The following is a 14,756-nucleotide window of genomic DNA, read 5'->3' on the forward strand; positions in this document are numbered from 1 at the left end:
CGGTGTATCAGTCACCTAATGTGCCGACTGACCCAGCGCTTTCGCGAGCAAGCCCGCTCCCACATGAACGTTCACTCTTCATCCATTCAGACGGGAGTCGTTATGGTTGACCGGCACGACTACGTCGCCCTCGAATGGGTCAAGGGCGAGATCGCCGACACCCTGAAGCAGGCCCGTGCGGCGCTGGACGCCTTTGCCGACGACGCCCGCGCGCAGGCCCTCGCGCAGTGCCTGGAGGGTATTCACCAGGTCCACGGCGCCCTGCAGATGGTCGAGTTCTACGGCGCGGCACTGCTTGCCGAAGAGATGGAACACCTGGCCCTGGCCCTGCAAGCGGGGCATGTCAGCCAGCGCGAAGAAGGCATTCGCCTGCTGCAACAGGCCCTCGGGCAACTGCCGTTGTACCTGGACCGTGTGCACAGCGCGCGGCGCGACCTGCCTCTGGTGGTGTTGCCGCTGCTCAACGACCTGCGCAGCGTGCACGGTAAAAGCCTGCTCTCGGAAACCAGCCTGTTCAGCCCGCAACTGCTGGTGATCGCGCCGTTGCCGGATGAAGCCCTGGCCCAACGTGCGCCGGCGGATTTTGCCGAGCAACTGCAGCAGTGGCGGCAAATGCTGCAACAAGGGTTGGCCGGGCTGCTGCGTGAGGATCATGGCCCCAGCAACCTGGAAGACATGGCGCGAGTCTTCGCCCAACTCGAAGCGCTATGCCACGGCGCGCCGTTGCTGGCGTTGTGGCAAGTCACCTCGGCATTGGCCGAAGGCATGCTCACCGGCGTTATCGCCAATAGCCCGGCGTTGCGCAGCCTGCTTAAAAGCTGTGACAAGGTGCTCAAGCGCCTGCAGATCCAGGGCATCGAAGGGATCAACACCCCGGCGCCGGATCAACTGCTCAAGAGCCTGCTGTTTTACATCGCCAAAGTCACCCGGCCGACGCCGCGCATGCAAAGCCTCAAGGAGCGCTACGGCCTGGATGAAGCCTTGCCCGACAGCACCGTGGTCGATGCCGAGCGCGCGCGCCTGGCCGGCCCGGATCGCAATGCCATGGGCTCGGTGCTCGGCGCGTTGTGTGAGGAGTTGGTGCGGGTCAAGGAACGCCTTGACCTGTTTGTACGCAGCGACCGCCAGCACACAGCGGACCTGGACAGCTTGTTGGCGCCCCTGCGCCAGATCGCCGACACCCTGGCGGTGCTCGGCTTTGGCCAGCCGCGCAAAGTGATCATCGACCAGTTGGCGGTGGTCCAGGGCCTGGCCCAAGGGCAGCGCGAGCCCAATGATGCCGTGTTGATGGATGTGGCCGGGGCGTTGCTGTATGTCGAGGCGACCCTGGCCGGGATGGTGGGCACCGTCGAGCCGCAAAGTCGCGAAGACAGCCGCCTGCCCACCACCGACCTGACCCAGATCCACCAGTTGGTGATCAAGGAGTCATGCCAGTGCCTCAAGCAGGCCCGGGAGTTGGTCATCGATTGCCTCGATGCAGGCTGGGACACACAGCGTCTGGAATCCTTGCCCGAGCTGCTGACCCAGGTGCGCGGCGCCCTGGCGATGATTCCGTTGCCCCGTGCGGCCAACCTGATGCGTGGCTTCAATGACTACGTGAACGAGCAGTTGATGGTTCAGGACACTGCGCCGCCCACCGCGCAGCTCGAGCATTTTGCCGATGTGCTCAGCAGCCTGGAGCACTACCTGGAGCGCATGCTCCAGGACCCGGACGCGCCCGGCGAGCGGGTGTTGGACATCGCCTTTGAAGGCCTCGCGGCGCTGGGTTACGCGCCTGTGCAATCCCCGCAGGCTTGGCGCCAGGAACGGTCGGCGTCGAGCGAAGAATCAACGGACAACACCTTGGCGCAGGCGCTGGCCAGCCCGACCCCGCGTCTCAACCCGCCCGCGCTGCAACGCCCGGGCAGCTTGCTGCCGCCACCGGCCGACGAAGAGTCGGTGGACGACGAACTGCGCGAAGTGTTCCTGGAAGAAACCGCCGAAGTACTGGAAGTGCTGCAGCGCCTGATACCCCGGGGCGCCGTCAGCCTCGAAGACAAGACCGCCCTGAGCGACATGCGCCGCGCGTTTCATACCCTCAAGGGCAGCGGGCGCATGGTGCGTGCCCTAGTGTTGGCGGAACTGGCGTGGGCCGTGGAAAACCTGCTTAACCGCGTGCTGGAGCGGGTGGTCGCGCCGGGCGCCGAGGTCCAGGCCGTGCTCGATGACGTGCTGTTGCTGTTGCCGACCTTGATCGCCGAATTTGCCGCCGACGCCCAGCGCCAGCGCGATGATGTCGACCACCTTGCCGCACGCGCCCATGCCCTGGCCAGTGGCGCGCCGTTACCGCCAGCCGTGGAACAGGATGACGGCGCGCTCGACCCGCTGCTGCTGGAGATTTTTCGCAACGAAGCGTCAAGCCATCTGGACAGCCTCAATCGGTTTTTGCACCAGGCCACCGAACAGATGCCGCTGCCCGTCAGCGATGAGTTGCAACGTGCCCTGCATACCCTCAAGGGCAGTGCCTACATGGCGGGGGTCTTGCCCATCGCCGAGCTGGCGCGTCCGCTGGACCACCTGACCCGCGAGTACAAGGCCCATCGCCTGGCGCTGGACCTGGATGAAATCGACCTGCTGCTGGAGGGCGAAGCCCTGTTCCAGCGCGGCTTGCGCCAGTTGGACAGTGATCCGCTGGCCCCCATCGACGGCGCGCAGTCCTTGATTGAGCGCACCCAGGCGCGTCTCGACAGCCAGCTCGAAGCCTTCCTCAACGCCCCGAGCGAGGGCCTGCGGGTCAAGCGCGACCCCCAGTTGATCAGCAACTTCCTGGCCCAGGGCATGGATATCCTGCTCGACGTCGAAAGCCTCTTGCGGCGCTGGCAACAACACCCTGGCGAGCGCCAGGAGCTCAGTGCGCTGCTGGACGAGTTGACCACCCTGGGTGAGGGCGCGCACCTGGCCGACCTGCACCCGATGGATGAGCTGTGCGAAGCGTTGCTCGACCTGTATGGCGCGGTGGAAGAGAGCAGCCTGGCCGTCAGCGAGCGGTTTTTCCATGAGGCCGAACTGGCCCATGAAGCGCTGATCAACATGCTCGACCAACTGGCCGCCGGCCAGGAAGTCAGCCCGGTGCCGGCACGCATGAAAGCCTTGCGCGAGCTACTCGATGAAGGGCTCGATCCCAGCGCCACCGGCCTGATCAAAAGCGATGGCAGTCGCGCCCTGAGCATTGCCGAATTGGGCGCGGCCACCACACAGTTGCAACAAGACTGGGCGGTGGATGATGAGATCGTCGAGATCTTCCTTGAGGAAGCGGTCGATATCCTCGACAGCGCCGGGCAGTCCCTCAAGCGCTGGTTGCTGGAACCCGACGGCGTGGCACCGCTGTCGTCCCTGCAACGCGACCTGCACACCCTGCGCGGCGGCGCGCGCATGGCCGAAATCGGCCCGGTGGGCGATCTGGCCCAGGAGCTGGAAAGCCTTTACGAAGGGTTGGTGGACCGGCGCTACAGTTACTCCGGTGAAATGGCCCAAGTGTTGATGGACAGCCATGAACACCTGGCCTTGCAACTGGAGCAGTTGCAAGAGCAGCAACCGTTGAGTGACTCCAGCGCCTTGATCAACCGTTTGCGCGATGTGCGCCAGAACGCGGCGCCAGTAACTGTGCCCGTAGCGCCTGAGGCGCAGGGTGCAGGCAGCGATCCCGAACTGCTGGATATCTTCCTCGAAGAAGCGGCCGATATCCTCGACAGCTCCGGCGCGGCGCTGTTGCGTTGGCAGGCCGAGCCGCAGAACCGCCAGGAGGTCGAGACCCTGCTGCGCGACCTGCATACCCTCAAGGGCGGTGCGCGCATGGTCGAGATTGGGCCGATCGGCGATCTGGCCCACGAACTGGAGTTTCTCTACGAAGGCCTTTCGGCGGGCCTGCTGGCGCCCACGGCTGAGCTGTTTGCGTTGTTGCAAGGCTGCCATGACCGCCTGGCACAGATGGTCGAGGCGGTGGCGGCGGGGTTGCCGGTCGGCTCGGTAGAGCGTCTGATCGAACGCATCAAGAGCCTGGTCCAGCCCACCGAAACCCAGGTTGCCCCGGTCGCGATGCCCACCGGCAAACCCGAAGCGCCGGCGGCCAGCGAGCCGGGCGCGGACATGGTGAAAATATCCGCCGAGCTACTGGATGACCTGGTCAACCTCGCCGGTGAAACTTCGATTTTTCGGGGGCGTATCGAGCAGCAGGTCAACGACGCCCGCAGCGCCCTCACCGAGGTGCAAACCACCATCGAGCGCATGCGTGACCAACTGCGTCGCCTCGAAACCGAGACCCAGGGGCGGCTCGTCAGTCGCCAGCACGCCGAAACCGAGCGCCTGGGCTACGAAGAGTTCGACCCGCTGGAAATGGATCGCCATTCCCAGTTGCAACAATTGTCCCGTGCGTTGTCCGAGTCGGCCTCGGACTTGCTGGACCTCAAGGAAACCCTCGACCAGCGTAACCAGGACGCGCAGAACCTGTTGCAGCAACAGGCGCGGATCAACACCGAACTGCAAGAAGGCCTGATGCGCACGCGCATGGTGCCGTTCGAGCGCATGCTGCCGCGCCTCAAGCGCATCGTGCGGCAAGTGGCCGGTGAGCTGGGCAAGGACGTGGAGTTCGTAGTCGGCAATGCCGAGGGCGAGATGGACCGCAACGTGCTGGAACGCATGGCCGCGCCCCTGGAGCATATGCTGCGCAACGCCGTTGACCATGGCCTGGAGTCGCGGGATGCGCGGCTGTTGGCGGGCAAGCCGGAGAAGGGCCGGATCACCCTGGACCTGAGCCACGAAGGCGGCGACATCATCTTCGATATGCGCGACGACGGCGCCGGTGTGCCACTGGATGCGGTGCGGCGCAAGGCGATCAAGCGGGGCCTGCTGGACCCGGATATGGAGATCAGCGACCGCGACGTATTGCAGTTCATCTTGCAGCCGGGCTTCTCCACCGCCGAAAAAATCACCCAGATTTCCGGGCGCGGCGTGGGCATGGACGTGGTACATGAAGAAGTGCGCCAGTTGGGCGGCAGCATGGTGATCGACTCCACGCCGGGGCTGGGCGTGCATTTTCGCATTCGCCTGCCGTTTACCGTGTCGGTCAACCGGGCGTTGATGGTGCAGTGTGCGGAGGACCAGTACGCGATTCCGCTGAACACCATCCAGGGCCTGGTGCGCGTATTGCCCAATGAGCTGGAGGGGCATTACCAACTGGATCCGCCGGTGTATGAATACGCGGGCCAGCGCTACGAGTTGTATTACCTGGGCGAGTTGCTGCACACCGTGGCTCGTCCCAAGTTGCTGGGGCAAAACCAGCCGCTGCCGGTGCTGCTGATGCAGTGCAACGAGCGGCACATCGCGGTGCAGGTGGACGACATGGCCGGCACCCGGGAAATCGTGGTCAAGGGCCTGGGCCCGCAGTTTGCGGCGGTGCAAGGATTGTCCGGGGCGACCATCCTTGGCGATGGCCGGGTCGTGTTGATCATCGACCTGCTGGCGCATATCCGCGCCCTGGCCCCGGCCTTGCCGGCCCAGGCGGCGGACAGCGTGCTGGCGGTCAACGAGCCGCAGAAAAAACAGCGCTTGCTGGTGCTGGTGGTGGATGACTCGGTGACCGTGCGCAAAGTCACCAGCCGTCTGCTGGAGCGCAATGGCATGAACGTGCTGACCGCCAAGGACGGCATCGACGCCATCGCCTTGCTCGAAGAACACACCCCGGACCTGATGTTGCTGGATATCGAAATGCCGCGCATGGATGGCTTTGAAGTGGCGATCCAGGTGCGCAACGATCCGCGACTCAAACGCCTGCCGATCATCATGATCACCTCCCGCACCGGCCAGAAACACCGCGACCGGGCCATGGCGATTGGCGTCAACGACTACCTCGGCAAGCCCTATCAAGAGTCGGTGTTGCTCGAAAGCATCGCCTACTGGAGCCCGAAACATGGTTGACCACCGCACCAGTCAACTCACCGGCTTGCTGCTGCCCCTGGCCGACCGTCACCTGTTGCTACCCAACGTCGCGGTGGCCGAGTTGATCGACTTCCAGCGCGGCGAACCGGCCAGTGACGCACCGCCGTGGTACCTGCGCCAAGTGACCTGGCGTGACCAGCACCTGCCGCTGATCAGCTTTGAAGCGGCGTGCGGTGGCGCCAGTGTTGTCAGCGAACGCGCGCGGATTGTGGTGCTCAACACCTTGGGTGGGCGGCCCACATTGAAGTTTATTGCGCTGGTGATCCAGGGCATCCCCCGTTCTTACAAGCTCGACAGCCAGTTGAGTTATGTGGACGTACCTCTGTCGCCGCTGGAACTGGCGGCGGTACAGGTCGGCGAGCAGGTGGCGAAAGTGCCGGACCTGTTGGGATTGGAAGCGCTGCTGGTCGAGGCTGGCCTGGCCTGAACAAAATATCGGCGGCCAATGGAGATCAAAGGTGGGAGCTGGCTTGTGTGGGAGCTGGCTTGCCTGCGATAGCATCCCCTCGGTTTAACTGACACACCAAAGCGTCTGCATCGCAGGCAAGCCAGTTCCCACACAAGCCAGGTCTTATGTATGTCTTTAGACATTCATTTCCTGTTATGGGCAAGAGGGTTCGGATACAAAAGGCTAGTCTGACCTCCGAGCAACAACCTCTAAAACCTGTAGCAATGACCGTGCTGCATGATGCGCTCAGTTTTTTCCCGCACGGTTTCGTCGCCCATGAACTTGTTGCTCGCCGCCTTCGAGCCTAGGTTTCGTCGGACATCGAAAAAAACGTAAAACTTGATCGGTCCCAAAAAGGGACCTATCGTTCCCTTTTTGGGACTCTTTGGTCGTCGCCATGCAAACCCTGCCCCTCAGCACAGCCCTGTTTACCGTGACCCAGCAAAAAGTCCTGGGCCTGCTTTTTGGCAAACCTGAGCAGAGCTTTTTTACCAATGAAATAGCCCGCTGGGCCCAAGTGGGCAAGGGCAGCCTGACCCGTGAGCTGGAGCGCCTGCAACGGGCGGGTGTCCTGAGCATGACCCGTCAGGGCAACCAGACCCACTACCAAGCCAACCCGCAATGCCCGATTTACGCTGAGTTGCTAAACATCGTGCGCAAGACCCTGAGCCTGGATGAACCTCTGCGCAACGCATTGGCGCCATTCGCCAAGCAGTTGAGCTGGGCCTTTATCTACGGCTCGATTGCCAAGGGGCAGGCGCACTCATCCAGTGACATAGATCTGATGCTGATCGGTGAAAGCCTCGACTACAGTGAAGTCATGGCGCAGCTCATGCCGCTGGAAGAACAATTGGGCCGCACCATCAACCCAACGCTCTACACCCCTGAGGACTGGATTGGCAAATGGACTGCCGGGAACAGTTTTGTGCGGCGGGTCGCGGAGCAAGAAAAGATCAATCTCATTGGGGTGAACCCCGTGGAGTCCAAGGATGGACAGCAAAACCAATCTGGAGAATCTGCTCCGTAGTGGTGGCTTGAAGGCCGAGCCGCCGGATTGCAAGGAATGTGAAGGTTTGATGCGCTCGGGCAAGGATCGGTTAAGGGACGCGGGTACTGCGCAGTTATCCTTTTCGAGTCGCTTTGACCTGGCTTACAACGCCGCCCATGCCATCGCACTGACTGCCTTGCGCTTGCAAGGTTACCGCTCTGACAAGCGCTATCTGGTCTTCCAATGCCTGACTCATACCACCGATACCACAAAGGTTCAGGTTCGACTGTTTGCGTTATGTCATGAGCGGCGAAACCTGGCGGAATACGAAGGGTATATGGATGAGGACGAGGCGCTGCTAAGGCAACTTATCGACAGTACACAAGCGTTGTTGAGTGATGTGGATGCGCAGCTCAAATGCTTTCTCGGATAAAGCCCCACGCAAACCCGCCGATAACCCCAAGGAGTCTTTCGGTGGAAGCAATAACGCAATGTGGCTATTTGACGTATTTGTCCGGCTGTATAACCTCAACCCGTTTACCTTCGCTTTCATAATGTGGCTTGTGGTGCTGGTAATCACCGCCAGCGTGACGATGAAATACCCGACCAGGCGCGGCAAGCTCTTGGGGTTTGGGATCACGACCGTAGGTGCGGTGTTGATTCTGGGGTACCTGGAACTGCTGACGCTCAGCGCCACCGGCAAAGAAATCAAAGGGGTTGTGACCAACTTTGTAGTCATGACCCTGGGTGGCCTGGGCTCGGGCCTGCTTGCGGTGGCGATCTCGGAAGGTCCGACCAAGGACGAAAGCGAGCAGGCACGCAGCTTCGTCCGTGGCCTGGGCCTGACGATCTTTGAATATGTGTTTGTGTTTATTCTGGTGTGCGCCCTCAGCCTGTCGGTCGTCTGCCTGCCCTTGTGGTCACTGGGCTGGCCGGTGATGACAGGACATGCAGTGACGAGCCTGTTGGTGGTGTTCCTGGCCGCCGCGTTGGGCTGTGTCATCGTCGCCTACCTGCGTAGGTTGAAGAAGTGGGAGCAGCTTGGGGCGTGCCTGTTGTTTGGGTGGATGCTGCTGCTTGTGCCGATCTACGTGCAGGCGATTGGGGGGCTGGTGAGCTGGAGCCTGGCGGCGGTGCTGGGATTTCATACTGTGGCAGGCATCGCCATGGGCTGGACCGTATGGCGCCAGCGTATGGAATGGCTGTAGGAGCGAGCTTGCTCGCGAAGGACGCATAGGCGCCGCGCGTTACCTAATAGCGCTGCATTATCGTTGACGTTTTTCGCGAGCAAGCTCGCTCCTACAGGGGGATCGTTACTCCAGCCGTAACGGTTCGCCGCCGAGCTTGATTGATGCCCCCCCGATTCACTCCTATGGTGAGCCCCACGACAGCGAACCCGTGGAGCGATCATGACAACAACAATAACCCCCGACTCGCGCTGGACGCGGCGCCGCGACGAGAAGCAGCGGCGCCTCGGGCTGGTCCAGGCGTTTGCCGACGGGGCGGTGCTGCCCAGCGACAGGATCGTCGAGGCCCTGCAAGCCCTGATCCTGCCCGGCGACCGTGTGGTGCTGGAGGGCAATAACCAGAAGCAGGCCGATTTTCTCTCGCGCTCCCTGGCCAAGGCCGACCCGGCTGTGCTCCATGACTTGCACATGATCATGCCCAGCGTCGGGCGCTCCGAGCACCTGGACCTGTTTGAAAAGGGCATCGCACGCAAGCTCGACTTTTCCTTCGCCGGCACCCAATCCCTGCGCATCAGCCAGTTGCTCGAAGACGGCCTGCTGGAAGTCGGCGCGATCCACACCTACATCGAATTGTATGCACGGCTGGTTGTCGACCTGATCCCCAACGTGGTGCTGTCCGCCGGCTTCATGGCCGACCGCGCCGGCAATATCTACACCGGCCCCAGTACCGAAGACACCCCGGCGCTGATCGAACCGGCGGCCTTCAGCGATGGCATCGTCATCGTCCAGGTCAACCAGTTGGTGGACGACGTCAGCGACTTGCCCCGCGTGGACATCCCGGCCAGTTGGGTGGATTTCGTGGTGGTGGCCGACAAGCCCTTCTACATCGAACCGCTGTTCACCCGCGACCCCCGGCATATCAAGCCGGTGCATGTGTTGATGGCGATGATGGCGATCCGTGGCATCTACGAAAAACACAATGTGCAGTCGCTGAACCATGGCATTGGTTTCAACACCGCCGCCATTGAACTGATCCTGCCGACCTACGGCGAGTCCCTGGGCCTCAAAGGCAAGATCTGCCGCAACTGGACCCTCAACCCGCACCCGACGCTGATCCCCGCCATCGAAAGCGGCTGGGTCGAAAGCGTGCATTGCTTCGGTACGGAGTTGGGCATGGAAAACTACATCGCCGCCCGCCCGGATGTGTTCTTCACCGGCCGCGACGGCTCATTGCGCTCCAACCGCATGTTCTGCCAACTGGCGGGCCAATACGCGGTGGACCTGTTTATCGGCGCCACCTTGCAGGTGGATGGCGACGGTCATTCCTCCACCGTGACCCGTGGCCGACTGGCCGGGTTCGGTGGCGCGCCGAACATGGGCCACGACCCGCGTGGGCGCCGCCACGGCACCCCGGCCTGGCTCGATATGCGTCACGACGATGCCCCCGAAGCGCTGCTGGAGCGCGGCAAGAAGCTGGTGGTGCAGATGGTCGAGACCTTCCAGGAGGGCGGCAAACCGACCTTCGTCGAAACCCTCGACGCGGTGGAAGTGGCGCGCAAAAGCGGCATGCCCCTGGCGCCGATCATGATCTACGGCGACGACGTGACCCACCTGCTCACCGAAGAGGGCATCGCCTACCTGTACAAGGCGCGCTCCCTGGAAGAACGCCAGGCGATGATCGCCGCGGTAGCCGGGGTGACCGCCATCGGTCTGCGCCACAACCCCAAGGACACTGCGCGTATGCGCCGCGAAGGCCTGATCGCCTTGCCCGAAGACCTCGGCATCCGCCGCACCGACGCGACCCGTGAACTGCTGGCGGCCAAAAGCGTGGCCGACCTGGTGGACTGGTCCGGTGGCCTGTACAACCCGCCCGCCAAGTTCAGGAGCTGGTAAATGCACGCACTCAAACTGCACACACTGACCCTGGCCGAGCAACTGGCGGACCTGGCGGTCGACGCGCTGATCGACGAAGCGGACCTGTCGCCCAAGCCGGCGCTGGTGGACCGGCGCGGCAATGGCGCTCACAGCGATCTGCACTTGGGTCTGATGCATGCCTCGGCGCTGTCCCTGTGGCCGGCGTTCAAGGAAATGGCCGAGGCGGCGATCGAGTTAGGTGAAGTCGGCCTGCCACTGCGCGAAGCCCTCGGCCGTATCGGGCGCGAGGGTGAGCAAGCGATGCTGATCACCACCCAAGGCGTGAACACTCATCGCGGCGCGATCTGGGCCCTCGGCCTGCTGGTGGCTGCCACCGCGCTGGATCCCACCTCCCGCAACGCCAGTGCCGTGAGCCTGCGCGCCGCGCGCCTAGCCTTGCTCAACGACCGCTATGCGCCGCAACCGTTGAGCCATGGCGTACAAGTCGCCCAACGCTATGGTGTGCGCGGCGCCCGCGAAGAAGCGCAACTGGGCTTCCCCTCGGTGCTGCAACGGGGCCTGCCGCAATTGCATGCAAGTCGTGCACAACAGCACGGCGAGCAGAACGCACGCCTCGATGCGCTGCTGGCGATCATGACCCAACTGGCCGATACCTGCGTGCTCTACCGCGCCGGCACCAATGGCCTGCAGGCCATGCAACTGGGGGCCCAGGCCGTACTGGATGCAGGCGGTAGCGCGAGCCTGGCCGGGCGCCGTCGTCTGAATGAATTGGACCAACAACTGCTGGCACTCAATGCCTCCCCCGGTGGCGCCGCCGACCTGTTGGCCGCCTGCTTGTTTATCGACCGCATCGAGTCTTGCGACGGAGCGTTTTGATGGAAACCCTATCCTTTGAATTTCCCGCCGGGCAGCCGGCCAAAGGCCGTGCGCTGGTGGGTTGCGTCGGTTCCGGCGACCTTGAAGTGCTGCTGGAACCGGGCACGGCGGGTACCTTGAGCATCCAGGTGCAAACCTCGGTCAACGGCGCCGAGCAACGTTGGCAACACCTGTTCCAGCGGATTTTCCAGGAACAGACACCACCGGCCTTGAACATTCAGATCCACGATTTTGGCGCCACTCCCGGCGTGGTGCGCTTGCGCCTGGAACAAGGTTTCGAGGAGCTTGGCCATGACTGACTTACTCAACCGACACAGCTTCGTCGAACTCGGCGCCCGCCAGCGGGCCAAGGCGTTGCTCGATGCCGGCAGCTATCGGGAACTGATCGACCCGTTCCAACGCGTAATGTCGCCGTGGTTGAGCCGCCAAGGCGTGGTCCCCCAGGCCGACGATGGCGTGGTGATCGCCAAGGGCACTCTCGACGGCCTGCCGCTGGTGATCGCCGCCATCGAAGGCAACTTCCAGGGCGGCAGCCTCGGTGAAGTGGGCGGGGCGAAAATCGCCGGGGCCCTGGAACTGGCCGCCGAGGACAACCGCAAGGGCGTGCCGACGCGTGCGGTGCTGCTGCTGGAAACCGGCGGTGTGCGCTTGCAGGAGGCCAACTTGGGGCTGGCGGCAATTGCCGATATCCACGCGGCGATTGTCGATCTGCGCCAGTACCAACCGGTGATCGGCGTGGTGGCCGGCAGCGTTGGCTGCTTTGGCGGCATGTCGATTGCCGCTGGCCTGTGCAGCTACCTGCTGGTGACCCGCGAAGCGCGCCTGGGCCTGAACGGCCCGCAAGTGATCGAGCAGGAAGCCGGCCTTGAAGAATACGACTCCCGTGATCGGCCCTTTATCTGGAGCCTGACCGGCGGCGAGCAGCGCTTCAACACTGGCTTGGCCGACCGTTATGTGGCGGACGATGTAGCGCAGATCCGCCAGCAGATCAGTGAACTGTTGCAGCAAGGTTTGCCGGCCGCGCAACGCAGCCGCCAGGCCGATTATTACCTGGCGCGCCTGGCTGCGCTGGACGCCGCACCGCAGATCGAGCCGGCCACGGTTCGTGACCTGTATCAGGGAGAACGCCCATGAGAGGCTTGCAGTGGTTCAACGCATTGAGCACCGGTGCGGCGCCGGTGGCGGGTTTACCGGCTTCGTTGAAAGTGGCGGATGGCGTGCTCGGCGAGCAAGCCGTACGGTTTATCGCGGTGGTGCCGGATGCTGCCAACCGCTTCCCCCGCGCACGCCAGGGTGAGGTCGGTTTGCTGGAAGGTTGGGGCTTGGCCAAGGCGGTGGATGAAGCCATCGCCAGTGGCGATCAGCGCCCGATCATTGCCATTGTCGACGTGCCGAGCCAGGCCTATGGTCGCCGCGAAGAAGCGTTGGGAATTCATCAAGCCCTGGCGGCGGCGGCGGACAGTTATGCCCGTGCGCGTCTGGCCGGGCACCCGGTGATCGGGTTGCTGGTGGGCAAGGCCATGTCCGGGGCGTTTCTTGCCCATGGCTACCAAGCCAATCGCCTGATTGCCCTGCGTGACCCAGGAGTGATGGTGCACGCCATGGGCAAGGCCTCGGCGGCGCGGGTGACCCTGCGCAGCGTCGAAGAACTGGAAGCCCTGGCCGCCAGCGTGCCGCCCATGGCCTATGACATCGACAGCTATGCCAGCCTCGGTCTGCTCTGGGAAACCCTGACGGTCAGCCAGATTGAACAACCGACGGCCGACGATCTGGCGCGGGTCAGTGATTGCCTGGTGCAGGCGATCAAGGACGTACAGAACAGCGGCGTGCGGGATTTGCGGGAGCGCCTGGGCGCTGCCAACCGTGCGGCGTCCAGCCATGTACGCGAGCTGCTGCGGGAGCAATGGTGAACGCTCACGACTTGCTCTGGGGCATGACCCCGGCGCATCTGCCGCCTGACGCACCGAGCTGGGCACTGGCGGTGATCGGTGCCGGGCAGCCGGTGGTGGTGCGCCGGGCGCTGGCCGAGCCGGGCTATGTGGCGGTGGGTGTGCGCGGGCGCTTGCGTGAGCAGCGCTTTGGCGCATTGATGCCCGTAGCTGCGGTACAACGGCGAGTCGCCCCGGAAGCGCTGTGCGGGGTGATCTCGCCCCGGGATCTGCCGGCGTTGCGCGCCCTCGATCAATTGCGGCCGGTGCTGGCGCAAGAGGTGTGGGGCGTGACTGGCAGTGCGGGTTTCGAGTTGGCCACGGGCATTGAAGCGCTGCATGCCCAGAGCGATCTGGATTTGCTGTTGCGCACCCCCGAGCGCCTTGATCGCGGCGATGCCAAGGATCTGCTGGCGCTGCTGGACACTGCGCCGTGTGCCGTGGATCTGCAACTGCAAACGCCGTATGGCGCGGTGGCCTTGCGGGAATGGGCGGGCCCATCGCCGCGGGTGCTGCTGAAAAGCGCCAGCGGCGCGCACCTGGTCAGCGACCCTTGGCAGGCGGTGGCATGAGCAGCCTTTTGGTGTTCCCAGGGCAGGGCGCCCAGCGCCCGGGCATGCTCCAGCAGTTGCCCGCCAACGTCCTCGACGAAGCCAGCGATGCCTTGGCGCAAGACGTGCGCCAGCTCGACTCGACGCAAGCTCTGGGCAGTACCCGTGCCGTGCAACTGTGCCTGCTGATTGCCGGCGTAGCCCACGCCCGTCAGTTGCAGCACACGCCAGATTACGTGGCGGGCCTGTCCATCGGCGCTTACCCGGCGGCCGTGATCGCCGGCGCCCTGGGGTTTGCCGATGCGCTGCGCCTGGTCAGCCTGCGCGGTGAGCTGATGCAGCGCGCTTATCCACAGGGCTACGGCATGACCGCGCTGATCGGCTTGGAGTTATCCACCGTCGAAAATGTGCTGGCCGAAGTCCATGGCCCCGATTCACCGGTGTACCTGGCCAATATCAATGCCGACAACCAGTGCGTGATTGCCGGCAGCGATGCCGCCATGCAACGGGTCGCGGATTGTGTCAAAGGCCAGGGCGTGGCCAAGCGCCTGGCCGTCAGCGTGCCGTCCCATTGCGCGTTGCTGGATACGCCTGCGCAAACACTGGCCGAGGCCTTCGCCAAGGTCACGCTCAAGGCGCCGGTTATCACTTACCTGAGCAGCACCCGGGCGCGGCCGATCCGTGATCCCGCACAGTTGCGCGACGACCTGGCCTTCAACATGTGCCGTGTCGTCGATTGGCGCGGCACCGTGCAAAGCGCCTATGAGCGTGGCGTGCGCCTGCAGATTGAACTGCCTCCCGGCGCGGTGCTTACCGGCCTGGCGCGGCGAGTGTTTGAACAGGGCACCGTGATCGCCTTCGAAGGTGCGCGCCTGGACACCTTGCAGGCCTTGCTGGAACAGGAGGGCCGCCATCACCGATAAAGCATGA

12 protein-coding genes are annotated in these 14,756 nt (G+C 63.6%); all 12 read left to right on the plus strand.

Features of this window, described 5'->3' with window-relative positions; genetic code table 11:
* The first annotated feature begins 102 nt into the window (after positions 1 to 102).
* Entirely contained in the window at positions 103 to 5,952 is a 5,850-nt protein-coding gene (locus HBO09_RS02585) for an Hpt domain-containing protein (protein WP_169991428.1), read from the plus strand.
* Positions 5,945 to 6,400 (plus strand): chemotaxis protein CheW, encoded by a 456-nt coding sequence (locus HBO09_RS02590; RefSeq protein WP_169991430.1) that lies wholly within the window; start codon positions 5,945 to 5,947, stop codon positions 6,398 to 6,400. Before HBO09_RS02585 ends, HBO09_RS02590 begins: the two co-directional genes overlap by 8 nt.
* A gap of 418 nt (positions 6,401 to 6,818) precedes the next feature.
* Complete coding sequence (locus HBO09_RS02595) at positions 6,819 to 7,448, plus strand: nucleotidyltransferase domain-containing protein (protein WP_169991432.1); 630 nt, start codon at positions 6,819 to 6,821, stop codon at positions 7,446 to 7,448.
* On the plus strand, positions 7,411 to 7,842 hold the full coding sequence (locus HBO09_RS02600; protein ID WP_169991434.1) for a hypothetical protein: 432 nt from the start codon (positions 7,411 to 7,413) through the stop codon (positions 7,840 to 7,842). The genes HBO09_RS02595 and HBO09_RS02600 overlap by 38 nt, the downstream gene beginning before the upstream one ends.
* A gap of 133 nt (positions 7,843 to 7,975) precedes the next feature.
* Positions 7,976 to 8,617: a hypothetical protein gene (locus HBO09_RS02605; RefSeq protein WP_169991436.1), complete on the plus strand. Its 642-nt coding sequence runs from the start codon at positions 7,976 to 7,978 to the stop codon at positions 8,615 to 8,617.
* Between the two features lie 201 nt (positions 8,618 to 8,818).
* Positions 8,819 to 10,489 carry a malonate decarboxylase subunit alpha gene (mdcA, locus tag HBO09_RS02610; protein ID WP_169991438.1) on the plus strand — a complete coding sequence of 557 codons (1,671 nt, stop codon included), beginning with the start codon at positions 8,819 to 8,821 and terminating at the stop codon, positions 10,487 to 10,489.
* Positions 10,490 to 11,347 carry a triphosphoribosyl-dephospho-CoA synthase gene (locus tag HBO09_RS02615; protein WP_169991440.1) on the plus strand — a complete coding sequence of 286 codons (858 nt, stop codon included), beginning with the start codon at positions 10,490 to 10,492 and terminating at the stop codon, positions 11,345 to 11,347.
* Positions 11,347 to 11,646 carry a malonate decarboxylase subunit delta gene (locus tag HBO09_RS02620; RefSeq protein WP_169991442.1) on the plus strand — a complete coding sequence of 100 codons (300 nt, stop codon included), beginning with the start codon at positions 11,347 to 11,349 and terminating at the stop codon, positions 11,644 to 11,646. The genes HBO09_RS02615 and HBO09_RS02620 overlap by 1 nt, the downstream gene beginning before the upstream one ends.
* Positions 11,639 to 12,481 (plus strand): biotin-independent malonate decarboxylase subunit beta, encoded by an 843-nt coding sequence (locus HBO09_RS02625; protein WP_169991444.1) that lies wholly within the window; start codon positions 11,639 to 11,641, stop codon positions 12,479 to 12,481. The genes HBO09_RS02620 and HBO09_RS02625 overlap by 8 nt, the downstream gene beginning before the upstream one ends.
* A complete protein-coding gene (gene mdcE, locus HBO09_RS02630) occupies positions 12,478 to 13,257 on the plus strand; it encodes a biotin-independent malonate decarboxylase subunit gamma (protein WP_169991446.1) in 780 nt (259 codons plus the stop codon). Before HBO09_RS02625 ends, mdcE begins: the two co-directional genes overlap by 4 nt.
* Positions 13,251 to 13,847, plus strand: coding sequence for a malonate decarboxylase holo-ACP synthase (locus HBO09_RS02635; RefSeq protein ID WP_169991448.1), 597 nt, complete (start codon positions 13,251 to 13,253; stop codon positions 13,845 to 13,847). Before mdcE ends, HBO09_RS02635 begins: the two co-directional genes overlap by 7 nt.
* Complete coding sequence (gene mdcH, locus HBO09_RS02640; protein WP_169991450.1) at positions 13,844 to 14,749, plus strand: malonate decarboxylase subunit epsilon; 906 nt, start codon at positions 13,844 to 13,846, stop codon at positions 14,747 to 14,749. Before HBO09_RS02635 ends, mdcH begins: the two co-directional genes overlap by 4 nt.
* Positions 14,750 to 14,756 lie beyond the last annotated feature (7 nt).

Source organism: Pseudomonas sp. WS 5027 (assembly GCF_012985695.1).
In the GTDB taxonomy this organism is placed as follows: domain Bacteria; phylum Pseudomonadota; class Gammaproteobacteria; order Pseudomonadales; family Pseudomonadaceae; genus Aquipseudomonas; species Aquipseudomonas hygromyciniae.